23 protein-coding genes and 1 pseudogene are annotated in these 26637 nt (G+C 41.3%); 16 read left to right on the top strand and 8 right to left on the bottom strand.

The window, feature by feature from the left end; all coding sequences use genetic code 11:
- The first annotated feature begins 17 nt into the window (after positions 1-17).
- The 7 genes from priA (at position 18) to rraA (ending at position 7915) form a co-directional block, all read left to right on the top strand.
- Positions 18-2219, top strand: coding sequence for a primosomal protein N' (gene priA / locus ACWU4D_RS11660; protein WP_456051607.1), 2202 nt, complete (start codon positions 18-20; stop codon positions 2217-2219).
- Positions 2220-2510: 291 nt separating this feature from the next.
- Entirely contained in the window at positions 2511-3518 is a 1008-nt protein-coding gene (cytR, locus tag ACWU4D_RS11665; RefSeq protein WP_456051608.1) for a DNA-binding transcriptional regulator CytR, read from the top strand.
- A 101-nt stretch (positions 3519-3619) separates the two neighbouring features.
- Positions 3620-4180, top strand: a complete 561-nt coding sequence (locus tag ACWU4D_RS11670) for an SPOR domain-containing protein (RefSeq protein WP_456051609.1) — start codon at positions 3620-3622, stop codon at positions 4178-4180.
- Positions 4181-4331: 151 nt separating this feature from the next.
- On the top strand, positions 4332-4868 hold the full coding sequence (hslV, locus tag ACWU4D_RS11675) for an ATP-dependent protease subunit HslV (RefSeq protein WP_456051610.1): 537 nt from the start codon (positions 4332-4334) through the stop codon (positions 4866-4868).
- 43 nt (positions 4869-4911) lie between these two features.
- Positions 4912-6234 (top strand): HslU--HslV peptidase ATPase subunit, encoded by a 1323-nt coding sequence (gene hslU, locus ACWU4D_RS11680; protein ID WP_456051611.1) that lies wholly within the window; start codon positions 4912-4914, stop codon positions 6232-6234.
- Positions 6235-6390: 156 nt separating this feature from the next.
- Positions 6391-7308: a 1,4-dihydroxy-2-naphthoate polyprenyltransferase gene (locus ACWU4D_RS11685; RefSeq protein WP_456051612.1), complete on the top strand. Its 918-nt coding sequence runs from the start codon at positions 6391-6393 to the stop codon at positions 7306-7308.
- Between the two features lie 76 nt (positions 7309-7384).
- Positions 7385-7915 carry a ribonuclease E activity regulator RraA gene (rraA, locus tag ACWU4D_RS11690; protein WP_456051613.1) on the top strand — a complete coding sequence of 177 codons (531 nt, stop codon included), beginning with the start codon at positions 7385-7387 and terminating at the stop codon, positions 7913-7915.
- Positions 7916-7994: 79 nt separating this feature from the next.
- Here rraA and ACWU4D_RS11695 read toward each other — a convergent pair whose 3' ends face one another.
- The 4 genes from ACWU4D_RS11695 to ACWU4D_RS11710 form a co-directional block, all read right to left on the bottom strand.
- Positions 7995-9335 carry an MATE family efflux transporter gene (locus tag ACWU4D_RS11695; RefSeq protein WP_456051614.1) on the bottom strand — a complete coding sequence of 447 codons (1341 nt, stop codon included), beginning with the start codon at positions 9333-9335 and terminating at the stop codon, positions 7995-7997.
- Positions 9336-9457: 122 nt separating this feature from the next.
- Positions 9458-10228 (bottom strand): triose-phosphate isomerase, encoded by a 771-nt coding sequence (gene tpiA / locus ACWU4D_RS11700; RefSeq protein WP_456051615.1) that lies wholly within the window; start codon positions 10226-10228, stop codon positions 9458-9460.
- 296 nt (positions 10229-10524) lie between these two features.
- Positions 10525-10851 (bottom strand): DUF3135 domain-containing protein, encoded by a 327-nt coding sequence (locus ACWU4D_RS11705; RefSeq protein WP_456051616.1) that lies wholly within the window; start codon positions 10849-10851, stop codon positions 10525-10527.
- Positions 10852-10957: 106 nt separating this feature from the next.
- Positions 10958-11590: a helix-turn-helix transcriptional regulator gene (locus tag ACWU4D_RS11710; RefSeq protein ID WP_456051617.1), complete on the bottom strand. Its 633-nt coding sequence runs from the start codon at positions 11588-11590 to the stop codon at positions 10958-10960.
- A gap of 260 nt (positions 11591-11850) precedes the next feature.
- Between ACWU4D_RS11710 and ACWU4D_RS11715 the strand changes: the two genes are divergently transcribed.
- The 5 genes from ACWU4D_RS11715 (at position 11851) to ACWU4D_RS11735 (ending at position 14849) form a co-directional block, all read left to right on the top strand.
- A complete protein-coding gene (locus ACWU4D_RS11715) occupies positions 11851-12141 on the top strand; it encodes a co-chaperone GroES (RefSeq protein ID WP_456051618.1) in 291 nt (96 codons plus the stop codon).
- A 60-nt stretch (positions 12142-12201) separates the two neighbouring features.
- Positions 12202-13851: a chaperonin GroEL gene (groL, locus tag ACWU4D_RS11720; protein WP_456051619.1), complete on the top strand. Its 1650-nt coding sequence runs from the start codon at positions 12202-12204 to the stop codon at positions 13849-13851.
- Positions 13852-13961: 110 nt separating this feature from the next.
- Entirely contained in the window at positions 13962-14228 is a 267-nt protein-coding gene (locus ACWU4D_RS11725; RefSeq protein WP_456051620.1) for a hypothetical protein, read from the top strand.
- A 209-nt stretch (positions 14229-14437) separates the two neighbouring features.
- Positions 14438-14650 (top strand): helix-turn-helix domain-containing protein, encoded by a 213-nt coding sequence (locus ACWU4D_RS11730; protein WP_456051621.1) that lies wholly within the window; start codon positions 14438-14440, stop codon positions 14648-14650.
- A gap of 28 nt (positions 14651-14678) precedes the next feature.
- Complete coding sequence (locus ACWU4D_RS11735) at positions 14679-14849, top strand: helix-turn-helix domain-containing protein (RefSeq protein WP_456051766.1); 171 nt, start codon at positions 14679-14681, stop codon at positions 14847-14849.
- Between the two features lie 427 nt (positions 14850-15276).
- Here ACWU4D_RS11735 and ACWU4D_RS11740 read toward each other — a convergent pair whose 3' ends face one another.
- The 3 genes from ACWU4D_RS11740 to ACWU4D_RS11750 all read right to left on the bottom strand — a co-directional run bounded on the left by ACWU4D_RS11740 (position 15277) and on the right by ACWU4D_RS11750 (position 17264).
- On the bottom strand, positions 15277-15774 hold the full coding sequence (locus tag ACWU4D_RS11740; protein ID WP_456051622.1) for an AAA family ATPase: 498 nt from the start codon (positions 15772-15774) through the stop codon (positions 15277-15279).
- 532 nt (positions 15775-16306) lie between these two features.
- Positions 16307-16777: a DoxX family protein gene (locus tag ACWU4D_RS11745; protein WP_456051623.1), complete on the bottom strand. Its 471-nt coding sequence runs from the start codon at positions 16775-16777 to the stop codon at positions 16307-16309.
- A 49-nt stretch (positions 16778-16826) separates the two neighbouring features.
- Positions 16827-17264, bottom strand: coding sequence for a DUF2214 family protein (locus ACWU4D_RS11750; RefSeq protein WP_456051624.1), 438 nt, complete (start codon positions 17262-17264; stop codon positions 16827-16829).
- Between the two features lie 117 nt (positions 17265-17381).
- Here ACWU4D_RS11750 and ACWU4D_RS11755 point away from each other — a divergent pair, with 117 nt between their 5' ends.
- Positions 17382-18011: a TetR/AcrR family transcriptional regulator gene (locus tag ACWU4D_RS11755; RefSeq protein WP_456051625.1), complete on the top strand. Its 630-nt coding sequence runs from the start codon at positions 17382-17384 to the stop codon at positions 18009-18011.
- Positions 18012-18160: 149 nt separating this feature from the next.
- Here the strand turns inward: ACWU4D_RS11755 and ileS are convergent, their stop codons facing one another.
- Complete coding sequence (gene ileS / locus ACWU4D_RS11760) at positions 18161-21307, bottom strand: isoleucine--tRNA ligase (RefSeq protein WP_456051626.1); 3147 nt, start codon at positions 21305-21307, stop codon at positions 18161-18163.
- A 529-nt stretch (positions 21308-21836) separates the two neighbouring features.
- On the opposite strand from ileS, the pseudogene ACWU4D_RS11765 reads away from it, so the two are divergent.
- The 3 genes and pseudogenes from ACWU4D_RS11765 (at position 21837) to ACWU4D_RS11775 (ending at position 26636) form a co-directional block, all read left to right on the top strand.
- Positions 21837-22987 (top strand): annotated as a pseudogene (locus ACWU4D_RS11765) (IS3 family transposase).
- A gap of 535 nt (positions 22988-23522) precedes the next feature.
- Positions 23523-25136: a diguanylate cyclase gene (locus ACWU4D_RS11770; RefSeq protein ID WP_456051627.1), complete on the top strand. Its 1614-nt coding sequence runs from the start codon at positions 23523-23525 to the stop codon at positions 25134-25136.
- 54 nt (positions 25137-25190) lie between these two features.
- On the top strand, positions 25191-26636 hold the full coding sequence (locus tag ACWU4D_RS11775; protein ID WP_456051628.1) for an ATP-binding cassette domain-containing protein: 1446 nt from the start codon (positions 25191-25193) through the stop codon (positions 26634-26636).
- Position 26637: the final 1 nt, after the last annotated feature.

A 26637-nucleotide genomic window follows, 5' to 3' on the forward strand; every position in this document is an offset into this window, starting at 1 on the left:
TTCCGAAATCTTTCTTTATGCGCCCGAATATTGCACGTGTTGCGTTACCTGTTCCACTTGATAAGCAATTTGATTATATCGTTCCAAGCCATTGCTTTCCCGTGGTTGGAGGGCGTGTTTCCGTTCCTTTTGGGCGGCAAACATTGGTTGGTATTGTTGTCGAGTTTGTTGCTGAATCGGAATTAGCGTTAGAGCAACTCAAGCCTATTAAAACCGTGATCGACAACGAACCCTTGTGGCGTGATCAACTCTACTCCTTAATTAATTGGTGTAGCCAGTTCTACCATTATCCGCTCGGTGATACCTTTGCGATCGCGATGCCAGCGGCGTTAAGAAAAGGAAAATCCGCTTCTGTCGCCCCAATGATTGAATGGTCGTTAACCGAGTCGGGGCGCAACAAACTGATGCAGGGACTTGGTCGAGCAGTGAAGCAAGCCAGAGTGCTTTCTATGTTGCAATCGGGTCCAGTTGTGCAGGATCTTTTCATTGAGGAAGAGATAAACCGCACGTTCTTGACTTCATTGGAAGATAAAGGTTGGATTGAACAGCACAGCAAGATGCCGTTGCGTGGTCAATGGGCAACAGAGTTTGAGAACCACGCCGATAAACCCGATCTCAATCAAGAGCAAGTTGTCGCCATTGCGACAGTAAACAGTTTTTCATCTTTTGCTTGTGCGCTGATCGATGGGGTGACTGGCTCTGGAAAGACCGAGGTTTACTTAAATCTGATTACACCGGTACTCGAACGTGGGGAGCAAGCTTTAGTATTAGTGCCAGAAATTGGGTTAACGCCACAGACCATTAACCGTTTTAAGCGCCGTTTTAATGTACCGATAGAAGTCATTCACTCTGGATTGAACGATACCGAACGATTAAATGCATGGTTAGCGGCGCGAGATGGCCATGCTGGCATTGTTATAGGTACTCGCTCGGCTCTATTTGCACCATTTCGCCAGCTCGGAATTATTATTGTGGATGAAGAGCATGACACGTCATATAAACAGCAGGATTCATTGCGTTATCATGCTCGTGATGTGGCAGTGATGCGTGCACACCTTGAAGATATTCCGATTGTGCTTGGATCTGCAACGCCCGCGTTAGAGACCTTACATAACGCAAATAACGGAAAGTATCACCACCTGAAGTTGACTCAAAGAGCAGGGCTGGCGGTTCCAACAACGAATCGAGTCCTAGATATTAAGGGGCTTTATTTAGAAGGTGGGTTGTCGGCACCATTAATGGCGGAGATGAGACGTCACTTAAGTGCAGGAAACCAAGTGCTCCTGTTTCTCAATCGTCGAGGCTTTTCCCCTGCATTAATGTGTCACGAATGTGGATGGATCTCTGAATGTAAACGATGTGATGCTTATTACACTTATCATCAGTTTAGTAATGAGCTTAGGTGTCATCATTGTGGGTCACAGCGCCCAGTTTCTCGGCAGTGTCAAGATTGTGGTTCCACCAATATGGTGACGGTTGGCGTAGGGACAGAGCAATTAGAAAAACAACTTGAAAGCTTGTTTCCTGAATATAAAACCCTGCGCATCGACCGCGATAGTACTCGGAGAAAAGGGAGCTTAGAAAGCGCATTATCTTCAATTCACAGTGGCGAGTATAATATTCTGATCGGCACGCAAATGTTGGCGAAAGGGCATCACTTTCCAGATGTGACACTTGTGGCTTTACTTGATGTCGATAGTGCACTCTTTAGTAGCGATTTTCGTTCTCCAGAGCGTTTAGCTCAATTATTTATTCAAGTCGCGGGACGCGCTGGACGAGCCAGTAAACCAGGCGAGGTTATCTTACAAACTCACCACCCAGATAACCCTTTGTTGCGCTCTCTCGTTGATCAAGACTATCAACATTTTGCACAATCAGCGTTAAATGATCGAAAAATGGCATGGCAACCACCGTTTACGTTTTTGACGTTAATTCGCGCTGAGTCGAATAATTCGACTAATGTTGAAGATTTTTTGCGTCAAGTTCGGCAAACCTTAGAAGTTCATCCGCTGTTTGATGACTCATGCATGGTATTAGGACCAATTCCAGCTCCTCTCGCAAAAAGAGCGGGGAAGTATCGTTGGCATCTTTTACTACAAACTCACGCAAGATCGAAAATGCAGCGTCTATTAGCCAGTGCAAAACCTGCTATTCAATTGTTACCACTTGCGCCAAAAGTTAAATGGTCTTTAGATATAGAACCACTAGATATGTCGTAAGGTCGTGAGATTAGAACGAGCATTTAAGGTCAATATCGTCTGTTAAAGGTGATTAACATCACATTTTGTAGGGTTTTAATGTTCACTATTTACTCTTTTTCGACTGGTAATAGGCTTATTGATAAAACTAATGCTACTTGCCGTGAGCGAGTTCACGTTTATAATGCAAGTTTTGTTAATTAGACCGAAATTTTCTTTGGAGAAATGCTTACACTAAAGGAAGTACAATAGTTTTGTATTCTTTACAGAGAGTTGTTAAGGCATCTCGGTGAACTGAGAGGGTAAATTAGTATGGCGACAATGAAAGATGTTGCTCAATTAGCTGGAGTATCGACTGCTACGGTATCTCGTGCGCTAATGAATCCAGAAAAAGTATCACCGACCACTCGGCAGAGAGTGGAAGAGGCGGTATTAGAGTCGGGTTACTCGCCAAACTCTTTAGCGAGAAGCCTACGTCGAAATGAATCCAAAACCATCGTGGCTATTGTCCCGGACATTTGTGACCCTTATTTCTCTGAAATTATTCGAGGGATAGAGGATGCTGCTATCGAGAATGGGTATTTGGTATTGTTGGGAGATAGCTGTCAGCAAAAACGACGAGAGAGCTCTTTTGTCAATTTAGTTTTTACCAAACAAGCGGATGGCATGTTGTTGCTAGGGACCGATCTTCCTTTTGATGTGAGTAAATCTGAACAAAAAAACCTGCCGCCGATGGTGATGGCCTGTGAATATGCTCCAGAGCTCGAGCTTCCTACTGTGCATATTGATAATTTAACCTCAGCCTTTGAAGTGGTTAATTATCTAGGACAAATGGGACACAAAAAAATAGCCGAGTTATCAGGGCCAGAAACCGCCGCATTGTGTCAGTTTAGGCATCAGGGCTACCTCCAAGCCTTACGTCGTGCCAATGTTACTATGAACCCTTCCTATCATTTATTCAGTGACTTTTCATTTGAAGGTGGAGTGGCAGCAGCAAAGCAATTGCTAAACCTACCTGTGCCTCCAACTGCGATTTTTTGCCACAACGATATGATGGCTATTGGCGTCATACAAGAAGCCAAGCGTATGGGGTTGAAAATCCCTCAGGATCTATCTGTCGTGGGTTTCGATGATATTAAGTTTGCACAGTATTGTGATCCTCCGTTAACCACGGTCGCGCAGCCTAAATACGAAATTGGACGCCAGGCCATGCTGATGATGTTGGAAGTATTACGTGGAAATGATGTAAGAGCTGGGTCTCGATTATTGGAAACAGAATTGATCATTCGTGAAAGTGTCGCGCCGCCGAGAGTTCCCTAATCACATTGCGTCAAGATTGTTGATCACGCATAGATATAACGAAGAAGTTAGGCTACCCTGTAAAGATACTTCATTATTATTTAGTTAAAAATCAATCGATCGTGGCCAATAAAGATTATGTAAAACGAGGTGGTGGACGCTCAAAGCAGTCTGCGACTAAAAAGAAGCCTAAATCCAAAGGCCTACCTATCCGAAGTGGTTTAACGGCTATTGTGGTTGTCTGTTTGTTTGGTTATGGTTTAACTTTCCTTAGCCAGTCTCCTGACCCTCAACCTACAGTGAAAATAGCACCAGCTCCTGTGGTGAAACCAAAGCCGAAACCAAAAGAAGAGAACCTACCTCCGCCACCGACTCAAACTTGGGAATATGAGCAATTATTGCCAAGTAATGAAATTGAGGTGACAGCAAGAGAGTTACAGGTGTCTGAAATACCCTACATCATGCAGTGTGGTGCGTATAAAACTGCTGCCCACGCTCAGGAGCGAAAAGCGAATATCGCCTTTCAAGGTATTCAAAGTACAGTGCGCCAGAAAGAAGGCAGCAGTTGGTTTCGAGTGGTGCTTGGTCCTTACAAGTTTAAACGAGATGCTGAGCGTGACAAACATAAGCTGCAACGAGCTAAAATTGAACCTTGTGCTATTTGGAAAGAAGCACAGAATTAATCAACTTGCCGATGCTCCTAATCATATTAGACGTTGTTTATCACCAAACAACGTCTAACTCCCTTAGCAAATCCCACTGAATACTTGAATTTCCCTCGAACGATCCTCATATACATTTTAATTAACTTTTAAATGAAATAAGAGGCATCTCGTGACTACCATTGTATCTGTACGACGAAATAACAAAGTCGTGATTGCTGGTGATGGGCAAGTTTCCCTTGGCAATACGGTGATGAAAGGCAACGCACGTAAAGTACGTCGTCTCTACAATAATCAAGTGCTGGCTGGTTTTGCTGGCGGTACTGCCGATGCCTTTACTTTGTTTGAGCGATTTGAAAGCAAATTGCAAATGCACCAAGGTCACTTAACCAAAGCAGCCGTTGAACTTGCCAAAGATTGGCGTAGTGATCGCGCGCTTCGACGGTTAGAAGCCATTTTAGCCGTTGCCGATGAAACCGCCTCGTTAATCATTACGGGTAATGGTGATGTGGTTGAACCAGAAAATGATCTGATAGCGATCGGCTCTGGTGGTAATTTCGCACAAGCAGCGGCCACCGCATTGCTGGAAAATACAGAATTAGATGCACGAACGATTGCAGAGAAAGCGCTACTGATTGCTGGTGATATTTGTGTGTTTACTAATCATAACCATACTATTGAAGAACTCGACATTCCCGAAGAAAAATAACTCATGCCGATAGTGTGTTACATCAAGATTAAGGATATTAAGTATGTCTGAAATGACCCCACGTGAAATTGTTCACGAACTCAATCGCCACATTATTGGTCAAGACAAAGCAAAACGCTCGGTTGCCATCGCACTACGTAATCGCTGGCGTCGAATGCAACTTGATGATGCTTTACGAGCGGAAGTGTCACCAAAGAATATTCTGATGATCGGCCCAACAGGTGTTGGTAAAACCGAGATTGCTCGTCGCCTTGCAAAATTAGCTAATGCTCCATTTATAAAAGTAGAAGCGACTAAGTTTACAGAAGTAGGCTATGTTGGTAAGGAAGTTGAATCGATTATTCGCGATCTTACAGAAGTTGCTGTAAAAATGACGCATCAGCAAGCGATGGAGAAAGTTACATTCCGTGCCGAAGAGATGGCGGAAGAGCGAATTTTAGATGCCTTACTTCCTCCTCCACGTGATGGCTGGGAAGACGGCGAAGATAACTCAAAAACACGCCAAATCTTCCGTAAAAAGTTACGTGAAGGAGATCTCGATGATAAAGAAATCGAAATCGATATTGCTGCGCCACAAATGGGCGTTGAAATTATGGCTCCTCCCGGCATGGAAGAAATGACGAATCAGCTTCAGGGTATGTTCCAAAACCTCGCCGGTGACACCAAGAAAAAGCGCAAAATGAAAGTGAAAGACGCGCAGAAAGCGATGGTTGAGGAAGAAGCTGCTAAATTAGTGAATCAAGAAGAGCTTAAAGAGCAAGCCATTTTTAATGTTGAGAATAATGGCATCGTTTTTATCGATGAATTTGATAAGATTTGTAAACGTGGTGAATCATCAGGCCCAGACGTTTCTCGTGAAGGCGTTCAGCGAGATCTACTTCCCTTGATTGAAGGAAGTAGTGTGTCGACTAAGCATGGGATGGTTAAAACGGATCATATCTTGTTTATTGCATCAGGTGCATTCCAAGTAGCAAAACCATCGGACTTGATTCCTGAACTGCAAGGTCGTCTACCGATTCGAGTTGAACTTGAAGCTTTAACCAGTGATGACTTCAAGCGCATACTTACCGAGCCAAAAGCATCATTAACCGAGCAGTACATTGCGCTGATGAATACAGAAGAAGTGACGTTAGATTTCACTGATGACGGAATTAGCCAGATTGCAAACGCGGCTTGGCGTGTAAATGAAACCACCGAAAATATCGGTGCTCGTCGTCTGCATACAGTGTTAGAGCGCTTAATGGATGAGATCTCATTTGATGCGACTGAAAAGTCAGGGTCAACTTTTACTATCGATGAAGCTTATGTCAAAACGTGTTTAGGTGAATTGGTAGAGGATGAAGACCTAACTCGCTTTATTTTATAGTGTTTTCTAAACGAACAGTATTGTTGACCATTGATACTTTGTTTCTTATAAACGCTACCGTTTGATATATAAAATCAAGCCCGTCATCGACGGGCTTTATCATGGTCACCATTTCAGCGTATAATAACTTTCTTTGTCGCACTCACTGTTTGTACCATGAATCAATCAATTTCGATCTGGTTAGATGCCGCTCGGCCAAAAACCTTACCTTTGGCGTTAGTCTCGATTTTAACGGGAAGCACACTGGCATTCTCATTCGGCCAATTTTCTATTTGGGTAACATTACTTGCATTAGTGACCGCCATCCTATTGCAAATACTGTCCAACTTGGCCAATGACTACGGTGATTGTGTTAAGGGAACCGATAATGATGAACGGCTAGGGCCAATGCGTGCATTACAGTCAGGAGCTGTCAGTCTTGAGGCAATGCGTAAAGCCATTGTCATCAATGTGTTGCTGACGATGCTATCTGGATTAGTCCTTATTCTTTACGCTCTTGATTCTTGGGAGAGTATTTTCATCTTCATGGGCTTTGGTGTATTAGCTATGGTAGCGGCGGTTGCTTATACCATGGGCAGCAAACCTTATGGCTATGTTGGATTAGGCGACCTTTCAGTTTTCATTTTCTTTGGGTTATTGGGTGTCTATGGTACCTATTTCCTCCATACTGGGTCGGTCGATATGCGCTTATTGCTTCCTTCTATTGGATGTGGATTATTTGCGGTTGCTGTACTTAATGTGAATAACATGCGCGATATAGAGAATGATCAGCAATGTGGCAAACGTACTGTGGCGGTACGATTAGGGTCTAAACTTGCGAAGCAATACCATGTAGTCTTGCTGGTTAGTGCGTTAATCGCATTTAGTAGTTATCTGTTGCTGCAAAACGCTTCTTTGTGGATTAGCTTTCCGTTTGCGTTGAGCCTTGTTATTGTCACCAAACACGTCATTGCGATCAAACGAGCAAGCCACCCAATTCAGATTGCTCCTATGTTACCTGTAATTGTTAGATGCTCTGTGGTAACGAATCTTTTGTTCGTTGTGGTGGTAGTAGCTCAAACTCTTATCAGTTAATTGAATTTTGTGATTGCAATGACTTATTCAGTCTTTATACTCAAATGAGATTACCTTCGTTATGGGAACCGTTGCTATGGAATATAATACGTCTGCACTTTGTGACATGTACATTGATCAAGTTGATGTGGTTGAACCCATGTTCAGTAATTTTGGTGGACGCACTTCGTTCGCAGGCCAAATCACGACGATTAAGTGTTTTGAAGATAATGGCTTGATTCGAGAGGTTCTAGAACAAGATGGTGAAGGCCGAGTATTATTAATCGATGGTGGTGGTTCATTACGCCGTGCCTTGATTGACGCTGAGATTGCAACGCTTGCTGAAGATAATGAATGGGAAGGTATCGTCGTATATGGAAGTGTACGCGAAATTGATGATTTAGAAGAAGTAGGACTCGGCATTCAAGCCATGGCTCCAATTCCAGTGGGTGCATCGAGCCAAGGTATTGGTGAAGGTGATATCCCAGTTAACTTCGGTGGAGTGACATTTTTACCTGATGATTATCTCTATGCAGATAGCACCGGAATTATTATTTCTCCAGAAGCATTAAGTCCAGATGGATATGAAGATGACTTTGATGACGAGATAGTTGAATCAGAAGAATAATTCTCTTATCAATATGCGTATTCGAAAAAGCCGATAAATCAGTTTATCGGCTTTTATGTTTCAGCTTACTCGGGATTGTTTAACTTGAAGCCATAACACTTCTGTGCAGCTTTCGAGCATAGAAGTAACTCATAGCACCACTTAATGTTGTGCTTATCGCCATTCCTATGAATACCCCTTTAATGCCATATAACCAAGACCCAATCCAAGCCCCAGGAAGAGTAAAGAAAAACAAACGAATAAAGTTCCACCCAAAGGCTTTAACTGGCTGGCGCATTGCGTTTAGTGCTGACACCAGCATCATGACAATACCTTGAAAACCGTAGCTTATTGGCACGATGAGTAAGTAGTACCAAAGTAATTCGCGTACCTGTGGGTCTTGAGAAAATAGATGAGACAATGGCACGCTGAGTGGCACCATCATGATAAATATTAGCAATTGAAATAACACTGAAAATCGTATGCTGAGAAATAGAGCATCAAAGCTACGCTGAGTCTGTTGCGCCCCTAAGTTTTGAGCCATAAAAGGCGTTAAAGCAGAGGTGAGTGACATTAAGACAATCATAAGTAGAGATTCAACTCTCTGTGCTGCACCATAGGCTGCTACAGCTGCTGTGCCATGTTTCGATAGTAACACCATGAGAATTGCGCCACACAGAGGATTCATTGCAATTGAAAATGCCGCTGGCGTTCCAATAGCTAAGATGTTTTTCCAATCTTGCAGTAAATATCTCCATTTGGGTTTACTGATCAGTTTGTCTCTAATAATTAAAATATAAAAAGAGCTGATAAGCGCACCACACCAACTCACGCCACTGGCAATTGCAGCACCTTGCATTCCAAGTTCAGGAAAAGGGCCATAACCAAAAATCAATAATGGATCGAGAATGCCATTGATGACGCCAGATATGATCATTATGATCGCCGGCGTTTTGGTATCGCCAGTGGCTCGAATAGCGCTATTTCCTGCCATCGGAATAACCAGAAGTGGAATCGCACAATACCATATCGACATATATTGATGAATAAGAGGAAGTAACTCATCATTTGCACCCAGCAAACGAAATAAAGGTTCGATAGTTGATAAGCCGAGGAAAGAGGTTAAAACAACGAGAGTCACGGCAAGGAGAAGTCCGTGCGATGTTAACATGGTGGCGCTGCTTGTTTCTCCTTGTCCTAGTAATCTTCCAATCAATGCAGACAAACCGGTTCCGATTCCCATGGTGATGCAGTTGACAGCAAAGGTTACCGGAAAGGTATAACTCATTGCTGCAAGCGCTTCAGTGCCCAGCAGAGAAATGAAGAAGGTATCAACAAGATTAAATAATAGTATCGCTACAAGGCCAAATACCATCGGAATGGTCATTTGTCGAAGTACGAGATGGATAGGACTGGATAGCAGTCCGTGTTTATCTTGCATAGAAGGCATGAGTTAAGAATTTGTAAATAGAATACTGGATAGTTGAGTAATCTCCTAGAGGCTTAAACGCCAGATATAAAAAAGGCCAGCCGAAGCTGACCTTTTACATTGTATGTAGTAACTTAAGCTTTCGCTTTAGCTGCTGCTTTAGCAATGGCTGCAAACCCTTTTGCATCCAGAGCTGCACCGCCAACAAGAGCACCATCGATGTCTGGTTGTGCGAAGTAAGAATCAGCGTTTTCTGGCTTAACAGAACCACCGTATTGAATGATTAGTTGCTCAGCAACCGCTGGATCTTTTGCCGCGATAAGAGCACGGATAGAAGCATGAATGCGCTGTGCGTCTTCTGCTGTTGCCGCTTTACCTGTACCAATTGCCCAAATTGGTTCGTAAGCAATGATAGCGCCATTAAAAGCTTCAACACCACACTCGTCGATAACAGCATTAATTTGACGAGCACATACAGCTTCAGTTTCACCCGCTTCATTTTGAGCATCAGATTCACCGATACAGAAAACAGGCACCAAACCATTTTCTTTTAAGAATGCGAATTTCTTCGCGACAAACTGGTCTGACTCTGCGTGATATTCACGGCGCTCCGAATGACCGATAATGATGTGAGTCGCACCGAAGTCTTTTAGCATTTCTGGAGATACGTCACCAGTGAATGCGCCACTGTTTTTAAGGTCAGTATTTTGTGCGCCAAGAATGATTTTGTTTCCGCCTTCGCTGATTAAACGTTCAGCTAGGTCAACATAAAGAGCTGGGGGCGCAACAGCAACATCAACACCAGAAACACCTTCAAGCTCAGTGTTTAAGCCATTTAGAAGGTCGGTTACCATTGATTTGCTACCATTTAGTTTCCAGTTACCCATAACTACAGGACGACGCATAGGAAAATCTCCAAAATTTAAGTTTATAAAAAAGAATTAAATCTGTGACAGAATATAGCAGATAAAAAGGCGTAATTCATGATTCTGGACACGTGTTTACTGGAATCTTACAAATTTTTTCAAAGGTAAAAATAAATCAAATCACATAAAATAACTGATACTTTGGTTATGAATTATTAAACCATCGTTTTATATTTGTCGATATAAAAGAGCAGTGGAAATATAGAAGGGAATTTGAATTCATCCGTATTAAATATTAATAATACGGATGAGTGAGAGAGGGACGTACTATGAAATTAGCGAGAGAATTGAAGAATTTTTGCTGTTGGTAGCTCTTCTTGATTAATTGAGCATTCAAGTGAATCTTGGAAACGAACAACTTGTTTAGTGAGTTCTTTCATTAAGCGAACATTAGCATGGTTTGGGTTGCTACTTGTCTCAATGATTCTATCGATATGGCTTTGCAGTGCCCATAAGCGATCTTGCATATCCTCAGAAGAGGCAAGAATCGTTTCTTCACAGATTTCTTGTTTTAAGATTGTAAATGCTTGTGGATTTCCTTGCGCCAATTCGACCAATTCATCGAAAGGGGGAAGTGGTTGTACATGTGCAGTATTACTCATTGTTCACCTCATCATCACATCAGTTACATCTAAGCTGTTACCTAGAACACTAAACTAGAGGCGGTGAAAAAAAAAGCAAATCGAAGAGGGATTAATTGCATTCTTGTTATTGAGACGGTTTCTCATGGGGTGTAACAATGTAGCTACACCGACGTTGACCCGAAATAATATGCTCTTCTCGTTCGATGCTGGCATCGTTTTTAAGTAACAGTTTGAAAACACTCAATTCTGATTGGCAAAAAGATTGACAATGCGTTGCAGCACGACAAATAGGGCAGTGATTTTCAATAAATCGATAACCAAACTCTGTCGTTTCTATTTCAACCATGTAACCTTCGCTTTCTCGTAGTTTTGCAAGGACAGATAGTTTTTCTTCAAGAGAATCTGTATTGACGAGCGCTTTCTGGTAGTTTTTTAATGTTTGAGTTTCGCGTTGTTGGACGACTTTTTGTAACCCATCTTGACCAAATAGGTTACCAACAGCTTCAATCATTTGAATCGTTAGCTCACCATGACGATCACTAAATTGTTCGTTACCTTTGTCGGTAAGTGCCCAGTTACGTGATGGACGACCTACTTTTACCTTTATATCGAACGTTTCTAGAATCCCATCTTTCTCTAAGCTTTGGAGATGCTGACGAGCACCCATGGTTGTCATCCCAAATTGCTCAGCAATCTGTTTTGCAGAGACAGCACCGTCGCGCTTGATGGTATGTAGAATTTTTTCAGCAGTTTTCATGTCATCCCTTATTAACTGAGTTTTCATTATCGTAACTCTGATTAATAAAGTAAATAGTTGACTATTTTCGTGTGCTTTTAATTCTTCCAATTTTATTCAGGCAAGCAATTTATCCCAAAAAGAAAAATTTCATCAAAATGATCACATTTTTTGAGTTTTCCCCCTTGGTATATTCACTTTTCTCCCCAACATATGAAGCACGAGCTACTTTGTAGTTTTTTATCTAACTAAAACTGAAAATTAATCAGGAGAGACGACCGATGAATATTCGTCCATTACATGACAGAGTTATTGTTGAGCGCCAAGAAGCTGAGTCTAAGTCGGCTGGTGGTATTGTTTTAACAGGTTCAGCGGCAGAAAAATCGACTCGCGGTAAGATTATCGCAGTTGGTAAAGGACGTATTTTAGAAAACGGTAGTATTCTACCTCTAGACGTTAAAATTGGCGATTCGGTGATCTTTGCCGAAGGCTATGGTACTAAATCAGAAAAAATCGATGGCAAAGAGGTCCTGATTCTTTCTGAGAGCGATATATTGGCAATTGTCGATTAATTTTTTGCTCTTACTTCAACAACTAAAACATGATAACCGAATTGAGAAAAGGAAATAACGATGGCAGCTAAAGATGTAAAATTTGGCAACGATGCACGTGTGAAAATGCTAGAAGGCGTGAACGTATTAGCGAACGCTGTAAAAGTTACTTTGGGACCAAAAGGACGTAATGTTGTTCTTGATAAATCATTTGGCTCACCTTCTATTACTAAAGATGGTGTTTCTGTTGCCCGTGAAATTGAATTGGAAGATAAATTCCAAAACATGGGCGCTCAAATGGTTAAAGAAGTTGCGTCTCAAGCAAATGATGCGGCAGGTGATGGTACGACAACAGCGACTGTTTTAGCTCAATCTATTATTACTGAAGGTCTTAAAGCGGTTGCAGCTGGCATGAACCCAATGGATCTTAAGCGCGGTATCGATCAAGCAATTATTGCTGCTGTTGAAGAATTGAAAACACTATCTGTCCCTTGTGCTGATACCAAAGCTATTGCTCAAGTTGGTACTATTTCTGCGAACTCAGATAGCAGTGTTGGTAACATCATTGCTGAAGCAATGGAAAAAGTTGGCCGTGATGGTGTTATTACCGTTGAAGAAGGTCAAGCATTACAAGACGAGTTAGCTGTTGTTGAAGGTATGCAGTTCGACCGTGGTTATTTGTCACCATATTTCATTAATAACCAAGAAGCGGGTTCTGTAGATTTAGATAATCCATTTATCTTGTTGGTTGATAAGAAAGTATCAAACATTCGTGAACTTCTTGGCTGTCTAGAAGCCGTTGCAAAAGCTTCCCGTCCTCTATTGATTATTGCTGAAGATGTTGAAGGTGAAGCACTCGCGACACTTGTTGTAAACAACATGCGTGGTATCGTGAAAGTTGCTGCTGTTAAAGCGCCTGGTTTCGGTGACCGTCGTAAAGCGATGCTACAAGATATCGCTATCCTGACTGGCGGTACTGTTATTTCTGAAGAGATCGGGCTAGAACTTGAAAAAGCTGCTCTAGAAGATCTTGGTCAAGCTAAACGCGTGTCAATCACCAAAGAAAATACAACCATTATCGATGGTTCAGGTGAAGAGGCTTCTATTCAAGGGCGTGTTGTACAAATTCGTCAACAAATAGAAGAAGCGACATCTGATTACGATAAAGAGAAACTTCAAGAGCGCGTAGCCAAACTTGCTGGCGGTGTAGCGGTAATTAAAGTTGGCGCGGCGACTGAAGTTGAAATGAAAGAGAAGAAAGATCGCGTAGAAGATGCGCTACACGCGACTCGCGCTGCGGTAGAAGAAGGTGTGGTTGCCGGTGGTGGTGTTGCTCTAGTTCGAGCTGCCTCTAAAGTTGCTGGTCTTAAAGGCGCAAATGAAGAGCAGAATGTTGGTATTCGCGTTGCCCTTCGTGCTATGGAAGCACCTTTACGTCAAATCGTGTCTAACTCAGGTGATGAAGAGTCTGTTGTTGCAAATAACGTTAAAGCGGGTGAAGGTAGCTACGGCTATAACGCTGCGACTGGCGAATACGGCAATATGATTGATATGGGAATCTTGGATCCAACTAAAGTAACACGTAGTGCGCTTCAGTTTGCAGCATCTGTTGCTGGTCTTATGATTACTACTGAAGCAATGATCACTGATATTCCTCAATCTGATAACGCTCCAGCAATGCCTGATATGGGCGGAATGGGTGGAATGGGTGGTATGGGCGGAATGATGTGATAATGAAATCAAGGTTAATTTTCATTAGCTATTGATTTTATTGGTTTAAAATTTTTCAGAAAAGCCCTTTGATACTACTATGTATAACTTATGTATCAAGGGGCTTTTTTATGGAAAATGAAAATGCAATAAAATTGCATGAATATCTAAATTCTATTTCAGGTAATGAAGAGTTGCTAGGGCAATTCATTACTTTGATGAACAAGCAATCTAGTTGCAAACCAATTACCCTACATGAGGGGCTTTCTATCTACATACCGAAAAATACGTTGAATTATTCGTATCGTATTTATAATAAAAGTTGGGGGGTTGATGAACGTAAAACATGCAAAACTCCAGACAAAGTAAAAGCTAAAAATATAGCGATGAAAGCCTAGGTTACATATGAAGTGATGTGTAGTGGTACGCTGACTTAAGTGCAGAAGCATGTCAATCTAAATCGCATTGAGGAATATAAATACTAATAATATCATTCCGCCTAATTATATGATCTAATAGCAGAATGATTTAATTTAACTCTGTACTATCCATGAATATGATAAATGAAGATTTTAATTTATTAGCTAAAACACACAAAAGTGTGAGGATGAGATTAAAGTTTTTAGCCTTAGCACACTTCTATGAAGGGCATTCTCGTTTTGAGATTGCGCGGTTTTTAAAAGTAAGTAGAACCAGCGTCAATAAATGGATCACGCAGTACCATCAAGAAGGGATAGATGGCTTAATTGACAAAAAACAACTGGCAGGCCTTTTCGTCTTTCTGAAAAACAACATTCACAACTATCGATTATATCTCTGATAAATCAAAGTCAGAAACAGGCGGACGCCTGACGGGTAACCATATTCAAGCCTATATCCAAGAAGAATTTGGCTTTCATTACCACCTTTCAAGTATTTATAAATTACTCAATAAATTGGGTTTTTCATGGATAACTTCTCGCTCTAAACACCCAAAACAGTCTGAAGAAGCGCAAGCATCTTTTAAAAACGATCCTTGAAATACCAGGAACTGTTGCGCTAGATCGTGTTGATATATGGCTTCAAGGTGAAGCTCGGTTTGGTCAGCAGAATACTACAATCCGGTTATGGGCTCACACAGGAAGCCGACCACGCGCAGTAAAACAACAGCAATTTGAATATGCTTACTTATTTGGCTCTGTCTGTATTAATAATGGTTACTCAGGAGCGTTGGTGGTCCCTTATGTAAATAAAGAGATAATGACAATGCACCTAAAGCAGATATCCGATAGAACACCAATTGATAGACATTGGGCGTGAATTCTTTGCTGAGAAAGCCCAGAAACATTTTATGATTTATGAGATCATGTTTCTCCCCAACAAGCCTGGCTCACCTCTCGTGAATGGCAAAATGGAACACTCGCAAAAAACAGATAAAATTGAAACCATCTCTATGAGTTACACATTTTATACGTATTCTCCCACACGCACCAGATTGAGCTTTTCTCTCGCTGTAGGTTCTTCAAAATACTGAGTAACATGATGAAATACAGCCTCAGTGTCAAACATTGCTCTTTCAGGCTGTTCAACTCGGCGCTTAGCAATTTGGGATAAACATTGCTCATCTGTTAAGTCTAAATACCAAAGCTCATGCTTACTACGGACTTCGGCGCACAGCGATAAGAACCAAGCCCTTTGCTTAGCAGTATTAGCTGGAAAGTCCATGACAACGTTAACCCCAACATTCAACAAACTTTGAACGTGGCTTTTAACGAAAGGCTTAATGAAATTTGAGCACTTAATGTAGTCATCAAATGTTTGAATTTGAGAAGGATAATGAGCTGACAACCATTCGTCTTCTGAGATTAGGACTGTATTGTTTTCAGCAGCAATAACCTTAGATTTAGTCGATTTGCCTGCTCCCATCTTGCCACAGAAGAAGAACAGCTTTCCTTGATTTTCCATGTTTCCTCCTTTACGGTGGTGTACACTACAAAAAGTAGCCAGAAACTCCTAACTCACTTTCCGCCTTGCTAGGCAAAAAAACGACGTAAACCAAAACCTTCGAAAGAGCGCCCCAACACGTCGACTTATTCACTTTTTAATGTCATACCTCAATCAATTTTTGGTTTCATTTCTTTGTGTTGAAAACCCTAACACCATTTCAAACATAGTTAGGCTCAATCCCTGTCTTCAAAAGACAGATCATTCTTGGTTTTTGGCGTTTTCAAGTTAGACTCCCAAGAATACAAAGGAACTGATAATGCACAATCGTTACAAATTACGTGCAACTCCTCTTCGTTTGATCCCCATACTGGTGTTCGAAAACCAGTCGACAAGTGAACACTGTTACAAAGAAGACACCTTGCTTTATTGCTGGAGGACATGAACTAGACCTTATCACCTCTTCAATTACATTTTACGTCTGAGCGCAGTCTTCATTCTCGACTTTATTGCTAGAGTTGTTGCAATGACAGAACTTGACAACTTGTAAATATTAACTCGACTTGTTTTGGTCTTTTATACATAAAAAGTATGCCCATGAAATTAGTATAACTTGTAAAGGTCCGCGTATTAACAAGTAGATAGGTCCCCACTGATGCCCACCAAGACCAATGCTATGAATTGCTGCGTAAATGTTTGCCGGGAAGAAAACAACAAAAGCTAAAATGGCAACCTTTGCGGCTAAGGACTGATACCTCGGAGCAAAAAGGGCAATACCAATAAAAAACTCAATCACCCCTGTGAGATAGACCAACTCCAAACGGAAAGGGACCCAGGTTGGTAACATTTCTACCATACCTTCTTTTTGAACGAAATGACCCACACTAAAGAATAGGAAGGCAATTGCTAGCCCCCAACATGCATATTTCCTAACATTCAGAGGGTTGCTACTCAACTTTGAATAAACAAATGCAATACCCAATGGACTGGAAAGCAAAAAAAGAATAATTAATGGCGTTACCATATATTTCTCCTAAACAAATACATTGTCTGTACACCGGGCATTACAGTTTTTAGCTGTAACCCACTCCCCTAGCCATTAATGCGGCAAATAGAGGAATAAATAACAACACGAAAACCTCTACCCTTTTAATAAATATAACCGCTTTAGGGACTTTCTTATCGTACTCAGTGATTTTTCGGTTTCTAAAAAAGAAAACTGTCGGTATTACTGACATTAGGGCAACAAGTAAAAACAAACCTACCTTATAATGAAAAACGATATTGTTGATGTAAAAATGACTTGGCTTTCCTACAAAGAAACAAAGAGATAGTCCACTAACCAATACAGCTAAGGCACTCACACCATATAGCGCGTCAATCGCACTCAAGTTTCTCAGTTCGTGAGCTTCAAGTTTCTTTGTTAAGGATAAGTTCTGATAAACCAACAAGGAAGTTAGAGAAAAAATGCTCAAAAAGTGTATATACCTAACCGCTATTTCTACTATCATGCTGCCCTCGACATTACCGATCTGTTCACTGTACAGATTAAACTATAACCTCAAACTGTACACTGTCAAGTTTATGTGGTGAAATACTATTATGAGTTGTTTATAGAATTGAATGATATGACGACAAAAAAAAATAACTACCATCATGGAAACCTTAGAGAAGCGGTATTAGAAGCTGCACATAAGTTACTGGAACTTGAGGGAATTAAATCTATCACGTTTCGTAGAATTGCTAAGGAAGTTGGCGTCAGCCAGAATGCTCCCTACTCTCATTTCAAAGACAAGACGGCATTGCTAGAGGCCTTAGCAGTGGATGGTTTTCAAGGGCTTTTAGATAGCATGAGAGAAAACAGTGTCTCTTTATCAACACCTTCAGACTATCTCCAAGCTATTGGCAAAGGTTATGTGACGTACGCTCTATCTAACCCTGCGTTGTTTAAACTAATGTTTGATATGCAGTCAGCGACGACTGAGTCAGGTATGCTCCAAACGGTTTCTTCACAATCTTTCCAGATTCTTCGCGATGCAGTTTCGAACGTTCAAGTGAGTAATAAGCAAGATAGAGCAGATGAACTAATCGCCTCAATATCGGCATGGGCTCTGGTTCAAGGGTTGAGTGTACTGCTCATAGAGAATAGATTATCAGCAAACCCTGAAGCTCAGTCGCTGAAGAGCTCGGATATAATTGAGCAGTCGACGAGGATTTTTACCCAGGGACTGATTAACTTCAAAAGCAATGGCCTTTAATGGACTCTACTTTTGTCCATGTAAATTCTTAGTGGCTGGAGAAAGAGACCGACAAATACCGTCCTACACGTGCTCATAAACATAAATGACTGACTATCAAAAAGGCGGCGTAGTTTTTCCACGCCGCACTTGTCTTGTTGCAGTAAACGTTAATCGACTTTTATTTTTTTGACCGCAATACTTAGTTCCCCCATTTCCAGCTTATGGTGCTCCCCCATATTGTCAGGCAACTCAAAATCAACAGATTTCGCTAGAGTCTCTGTTTGGACATAATCAAGATGCTGTTCTACCCATCGTTTTACTGAATCAGAAGTATTCACAGACACTGATATTTTGTCCGTAACCCCAAAACCGGATGATTTTCGGAGCTTTTGTATACGGCTTACTATCTCACGAATCATGCCTTCTGCAACCAAATCCTCAGTGAGATTAGGATCAAACTCCATGGAGATATAACGGTTAGAAACCGCGTTTACGCCGTCCTTTGCTTTTCTGTAGATAGCAATATCTTCTTCAACAAAACGTTGTCCGTCAATATCCAGAAACCCTGTTTGCTGAAGATGATCAATCTCAGTAGGTGAAAGGTTAGCTATTAGGTTCGCATAGTGTTTCATTTGCTTACCCAAACGCTTCCCCAGTGCGATAAAGTTAGCCTTCGCATAGAGGTCGATAAATTTTCCTTCATCGGTACTAAAACTTAAGGACTTGAAATTCAGTTCCGCTTTGATGTAATCAGACAAGCGTTGAATATCATCCAGCACTGACTTGTCTCGGTGGAGTATCGTTGCCTGTCTCAACGGTGTTTTGAGCTTAACTTTGATATCGTTTCTCATTTGTCGGCCCATAATGATCAGATGTTGAAAACTCTGAACACTTGTCTCGAGTTCGGGCAATTTCAGCTCACTGACTTCTTGAGGGTAAGGTCGCAAATGTACCGATAATGGCAGCTCTGAGTTTTCGTCATACTTTTTAAGCTGTTGATAAATGAACTCCGACAAGAAAGGGGCAAACGGGGCCATTAACGTGGTAAACGTGTTTAGACAATGATAGAGCGTAGCATAGGCACTTTCTTTGTCCTCATTCATGTCAGTTTGCCAATATCGAGAACGGTTCAAGCGGATATACCAATTTGTTAGGTCTTCCAAAAACTCAAACAGAGGTGGAACCACTTCATACAAATGGTACGCCTGCATTTCAGCATTTACTTTTTCTTTTAGGCTTTCCAAACGAGAAACGATCCACTGATCAAGTACATTGTCTCTCGCAGCTGTGTCATTGACTTTCCACCCGTCAATATCAGCATAAGTTTTAAAAAACTTAAATCCGTTATACCAAGGCAGAAGCACCTGTCTGACCATTTCCTGAACGCCTTTGTCAGAGAACTTCTGTTCTTCGGCTTTAACTAAACCAGAATTGATAAGACACAATCGCAACGCATCGGCACCGTACTGTTCCATTAATACATCGGGGGCCGTGTAGTTTTTAAGCCGCTTAGACATTTTCTTACCGTCTTCCGCCATCACAATGCCGTTAACAATGACATTAGTGAAAGCGGGTTTACCGAACAGACACTCACTCAACACCTGCAAGGTATAAAACCACCCTCGTGTCTGATCCACGCCTTCAGCGATAAACGATGCAGGAAAACTTGCTTCAAACTCTTGCTTGTTCTCGAATGGATAATGAACCTGTGCATAGGGCATTGAACCTGACTCAAACCAGCAATCAAAGACTTCCGGTATCCTGCGATACACACCATCCTCTCCGGCTAAAGTAAAGGTTAAATGGTCGACATGATCCCGATGCAAGTCTGCAATTTGTGTACCAGTTAAAGAAGTCAGCTCTTCGATAGACCCTATACAGTAGGTCTTATCTGTGACATCGTTTATCCAGATAGGCAAGGGGGTTCCCCAGTATCGATTTCTTGAAACGGCCCAATCGATCGCATTTTCCAACCATTTACCCATTCGACCCTGCTGGATATGCTCTGGCACCCATTTGATCTGGTTGTTGTTTTCAACAAGTTTGTCTCTCAGCTGGGTTACACCGATATACCATGAAGGCACCGTTCGATAGATGATTGGCGTATCAGAACGAGGGCAAAAAGGGTAACTGTGCATTAACGTGTCATGCCGATACAATAATCCTCGATCCTTAATCGCCTGGATTATCGATTTATCGGCATCTTTCACATAAACGTCGGCAAAATCACGCACTTCACCAGTAAAGCGACCTTTGCTATCCAGTGGACACACACTCGCCTCAACACCGTTTTCAAGGCAGACTCGTTGATCTTCCTCCCCAAACGCAGGGGCCATATGGACAATGCCCGTACCACTTTCCTGCGAAACAAAAGTATCCGCGAGGACTTTAAACGCACCTTTAGCTTTGTACTGTACAAAGTAAGGAAAGATAGGCGTATAGGATTTACCCGCAAGCTCTGAGCCTTTAGAAGTAGCCAGCACTTCGACCGAATGTCCCTTTGAGAAGTTCTCTAATAACTCTTTAGCAACCCAAAACGATTTTCCTGCAGACTGGTCGCGCACCTTAACGTAATCAAATTCAGGATTTACGCAGAGCGCAAGGTTTGAAGGTAGAGTCCAAGGTGTCGTTGTCCAAGCTACCAAATAGCAATCTTCGTCTTCTAGTTTAAACAATACCGAGATAGCGGGATCTTGAACATCTTTGTAGTTCGATGTTGCCTCAAAGTTAGATAAAACGGTCTCGAGCTCCGTGGAATAAGCAACAACTTTTTCCCCTTGATATACCAGGCCTTTATCCCACAACTGCTTAAACACCCACCACACGGATTCCATATACCAGGGTTCCAGAGTTCGATAGTCGTTATCGAAATCGACCCAACGGCCTAGGCGGGTTATTGTTTTCTCCCACTCTTGTGTATACCGCTGAACGATGCCACGGCATTCGTCGTTATATTTGGCGATACCAAATTTCTCTACCGCTTCCTTAGCAGACATCCCCAATGATTTGTCTATCTCATGCTCGATAGGAAGACCATGACAATCCCAGCCAAATCGCCTTTCAACGTAATGTCCAAGCATGGTTTGATAACGTGGGATGATGTCTTTGATAGTGGAAGCCACCAAATGGCCGTGATGAGGTAACCCTGTTGCAAAGGGCGGACCATCGTAAAATACGAACTTAGGTTTATCTTTTGACTGCTCCAAAGATGTCTGGAATACACTGTGCGTTTCCCAGAATTGCAGCATGTCGTGTTCAGCACTCACAAAAGAAAAACTCGTGGGTGGAGATGTCTGTTTTTGTTTTGAACTCATACTTACCTCTTAATTTAAAATCCTAAGAGGTAAGCACAAAAAACCCGCCTCTCAGGCGGGTCTTAAAATTTAGTTGCACTAACTATCCCACCATTTCTTAAGAAATGATGATAATAATTCGTTGGAAGTTAGGCTTCATATTCATAAATTTAGGATTACACTTACCGTTTTGCTTGTCAATCACTTTATTGGGATTTAGTTTTGGCGTTTTTGACTGTTTCAATTGAAGTAGGACTTTTCCTATACAATCCATTGATCTTAAAAACATTATCATCTACTAACCACCTTTGGTTACAAAGACTTCCTAGTGCTCATCATTTTGTCAACGAATAACGGGCAGAAATAATTTAGTCACATTTACCTAGCAAAAGTATTTTTTGACCTGCTGCGGATTATTCAATGGGTACGCGGAACCTTTTAACACGAGCTTCTTCTTTCTTCACTGTAATAACCCTTACATCGGAATTGAATAGCTACCGACTTGATAGACACCTTTTAGTTAGACAAAATGACTAATAGAGAGGTGCTTATGATCAGTAAAAAATATCCAAAAGAATTTAAAATTGAAGCGGTAAAACAAGTCACTGAAAAAGGTCATGGTGTGGCAGATGTTGCCAATCGCTTGGGGACAACAACTCACAGTCTATATACTTAGGTGAAGCGCTACGGTCCTAACTCCGCCCAACACCAAACTCAATCTGATGAAAATGCCGAAATTCGTCGGCTTCGTAAAGAGCTGCAAAGAGTAACCGAAGAGCGGGATATACTAGAAAAAGCCGCGGTGTACTTCGCAAGCCAGTCCGACTGAGGTACGCCTTTATTAAAGCCAATCAGTCTTTTTGGCCTGTTCGACGGATGTGAAAAATCCTTGGGGTTCATCCCAGTGGTTATTATGCTTGGCTAAAACAACCTGACAGCAAACAAGAGAAGCGGCGTCAGTATCTTCTTGGGCTTATCAAACAGTTTTGGTTGGAATCAGGTGGCGTTTATGGCTATCGAAAGATATACAGTGACCGACGAGATGAAGGTGAATCCTGCGGGATAAATCAAGTACATCACTTGATGAAACGAGAAGGCTTACAGTCACAACGCGGGTATCGTAAACCTAGAGTTAAGGCGGGCTTTGAACATGTTGCTTCGGCTAACAAATTAGCTAGGGAGTTCAATCCAATGGCTCCAAACCAATCATGGGTAACCGATATTACCTATATAAAAACACATGAGGGCTGGTTATACCTTGCTGTTATTATGGATCTTTTCTCGAGAAGAGTGATTAGCTGGTCGATGAAAAGCCGAATAACGAAAGAATTGGTTTTAGATGCGCTTTTAATGGCTATATGGCGGCGTTCACCAATACAAAAGGTGCTGGTGCATTCCGATCAAGGCAGTCAGTATACGAGTCAAGACTGGAATAAGTTCTTAAAGCAACATAGGCTAGAAGCCAGTATGAGCCGCCGAGGCAATTGTCACGACAATGCCGTAGCTGAAAGCTTTTTCCAGTTACTGAAAAGGGAAAGAGTTAAGCGGAAAATCTACTCTACACGGGGAGATGCTCGTATGGATATCTTTGAATATATTGAGATGTTCTACAACGTAAAACGCAGGCATGGTTCCAATAATCAATTGTCGCCTGTAGAGTATGAGAAGCAATACGAAAGAAGACTAACGAGTGTCTACTGACTCGGTGGCTATTAAGTCCTTTTTACCAAACCTACCTTAATAAAAACGAGGCTTATATTTAGCCTCGTTTTTTATTCCCACCGTTAAACCCAATTCTTACTCTAGATTAGACTCATCTAATGTAAATTTGTGGCACATATCTGATTTTTAAAAGATTTTATTTAAGTTTCCCTAAATTTCGGCGATATAAGTGGTCAAGGTAAGCTCCAAGTGGCTCAATATGGTACCTTTTTGTGACAGCAGTAAGTCAATTTAGTAAATTGTTAATAAGAATATGTTAGCGACTACGCTTGCCGATTATGACCTATAATCAAACAGCCTATGTTTGTTATCTATTATTGTGAGATTACTCAGCTAGAGTGTAGCTAGAAATGACTGTATATAAATATATAATAAAATCTTATGGTTACCTCTAGTTTGAATTGATAGTAATTGGCAATTTAATCACATGATTATAATGATTGTTGTACCTAAACAAGCTTAATTGTAACTCTAAATCTCAATGAATTAGGTTTTTTCAGTGAGGGAGATAAAAATGCGAAAATCAGGACCATTTTCGTGGATAGCGAGACATCTTGAATTAAAAATACTGGTGTCGATCATCATTGTTTCAGTTATCTTTATCCCAGTAGCAAGTACTATTGCTTATCGTCACGCCTTTCAAACAGCTCAAGAAGATGCGCATTTTCGAGTGACACAGTTTTTATCTGTTATCGAAAGTAATGCTTCGGTAGCAGCCTATATGAGTGATTTTTCTTTAGCGACGGAAATCGTAAATGGACTTGGAACGATTTCAGAAATTAATGGCGTCATTTTTACGCTTTCGTCTGGCGTAAAGTTAACTAACGGGGATGTTCGATATAATAGCGGATCGGATATACACGTTAAGCTTCGGACGACCTTTGAAACGCCTAAAGAGGTGGGTTCTTTAGATATTTTCATTAACCAAGAATTCATCAACAGCCAAGCAAAAGAGAAAGGGCTGTTTTTGGTTCAATGGCAAATTATTCTAATTGTTACGGTCTCAATTTGCTTTATGGTGTTATTTAGAATGGTGGTTTCACGGCCCATCCATCGTTTGGTTGCGCAACTTGCAGAAGTTGAGATTGAGTCGGGAGAAGTAAAACCCGTCGAGGTGACGTCGAATGATGAAATCGGTTTTCTCGCTGAAAATATGAATGTGATGCTGAAAAAAGTTCAGGATTCATTTTCTTTAGATTCAGAAAAAAATGCCAAAATTGCTCATTTAGAAAAACAATTTAGGATGATTTTTGAGTACTCCCACGCAGGGATTGCGCTAATTAATGCGCAGAACAAAGTTCTCCTTTCCAATCCCGCTTTTGAAGCTGTTTTTAAACATAACTCGGAAAAGTTATCTCAAAGTTACTATTACGCTTCTGATCTCATTGATGAAAAGGCTGAGATGGAAGAAGTTATTCAAAGTGTTCGAGATCAAGAAACGAATATATTCAGAGACTTTAGAGTAAAAGGGCATGAAGATGTGTGGGTTCGTGCGATTTTTTCTTTGATTGAAGATAAAAGTAGCGAGTCTGGTAAATTTGTGGAAATGGTGGTGTACGATATATCCGATCGTGCCAAAATCGAACGTCATTTCGAGTATAACGCGACGCATGATTCTCTTACTGGCTTACTTAATCGCCGTGGCGGAGAGCTTAAATTTGCGAAACAGTTGGAATATGCCAAGGAGAGTAATAGCGCCTTTGTCATGCTTCTTCTGGATCTCAATGACTTCAAGCTGGTCAATGATAAACATGGTCATGAAGCTGGGGATATCGTACTCAAAGAAATTGCTTCTCGATTACGGAGTGTTCTACGAGCTGATGATCTCGTGGTTCGTTGGGGCGGAGATGAATTCGTTATCTCTATGATTTTAGATAATTTAGAGCGCGTGAATTTTATTCTTGAAGAAATTCATGCGTCGTTTGCATTAGAGATCGAAATCAGTTCAACGATTACTGCTCGTGTCGGAGCAAGTATTGGGGTGAGCACGTCAGTTACTAAAGGGTATGATCTTAGAGCGTTACTTGAATCCGCTGATGATATTATGTATGAAGTGAAGCGTAACGGTAACGTGAACTATCAAATCCACGAAGCTGACAAGTTAGATAATGTTGTTCATCTTCCTTAAACTTTCGCCTGTTTCTTATATCAATTTTGGTTTATTACACTAAAAGGAAATCTAGTGTCTGCTCTGCAATGGAATTTCTCATATCAAGGATCTGGGTTACAAATATCTGAATGGAACCTTGAACCTACCCAGCATTGGGGTGTTTTTGTTACTCGCTCAGAAACTGCTCAATCTCTCTCTCAGCTCTTTGTTGATAGCATTAAAAATCCCGGTGATAAGCTTGAATTACCTCCATCAGTAGCGGTGGTATCACTGCATCTACAGCAAGCACTATTGGAAGATGAACTGGCAAACGATGATACTGATTTTTTAGATCGAATTGACTACGGGTCAACCGTTTCTGAATTGCTCGAAGCGTTGTGTGCCTCGAAGCAGCAGTCTGAAGACCTTATGTTGAAGATGGACCTGTTTTCGCTTGCTCAACGAGGGTTTCGTCAATTATCCACGGGAGAAACCCGACGGTTAATGTTAGCCAGAGCATTGGCAATGAACCCTGAAATGTTAATTTTGGATGATCCATATGTGGGTATGGATACTGAGCATCGATTATGGCTAACTGACTTGTTAGAAGAACTATCTCGTACACTTCAACTGATAGTGATTACTTCTCGTGAAGATGAGTTACCAAGTTTCATTACTCACGTGGCTTTATTTGACGAGAATAAATTGACCAATACTATGACGATCTCAGAGTGGAATCAGCATCCGGTGATTCAACAATTGGCAGCATTATCTGAGAGTAAAAGTGATCAGCTCGTTGATTTGATTCAACAACACCAACATGCCAATAATTACCCTGACCCTAGGGTTGAGATGAATCAGGTTAAAGTTGAATATACAGATGGACTCATTTTTAAAGATTTAGATTGGCGTATTGAAGCTGGGCAGCACTGGCAAGTACGAGGTCCAAATGGCTGTGGAAAAAGTACATTACTTGGTTTAATTTTGGGCGATCATCCTCAATGCTATTGCAATGATATTAGCGTTCTTGGTATGAAACGTGGTTCCGGTGAAACCATTTGGGATATAAAAAAACATATTGGCATTGTTTCTTCATCGCTTCATTTACAGTATCGCGTCAATTGCCAAGCGCTTGATGTTCTGCTTTCCGGTTTTTATGACTCAATTGGTCTTTACTCTCAACCGTCAACTAAAGAAATTCAATTGGCTCAGATGTGGCTACAAGCGTTTGAAATGAGCCAGTATGCTAAGGTCAGTTTTAAGTCCTTGGATTATGGTCAGCAGCGCTTGTTACTTATTGCTAGAGCACTGATTAAACAACCCGCATTACTGATTCTAGATGAGCCATATCAAGGCTTAGATTATTTAAATCGTAAACTGGTTTTTCACACCCTTGAACGTATCGCTGAACTTAATATTACACAGTTGCTTTATGTCACTCATTATCAAGAAGATGCCATTGAGGCGATTAATAATTATGTCGATTTTTATCCATTGGAAGAAGGCGGCTTCCAAGCTGTCGCTTCTCACAACGGATAAG

This window comes from Vibrio phycocola (genome assembly GCF_053850235.1).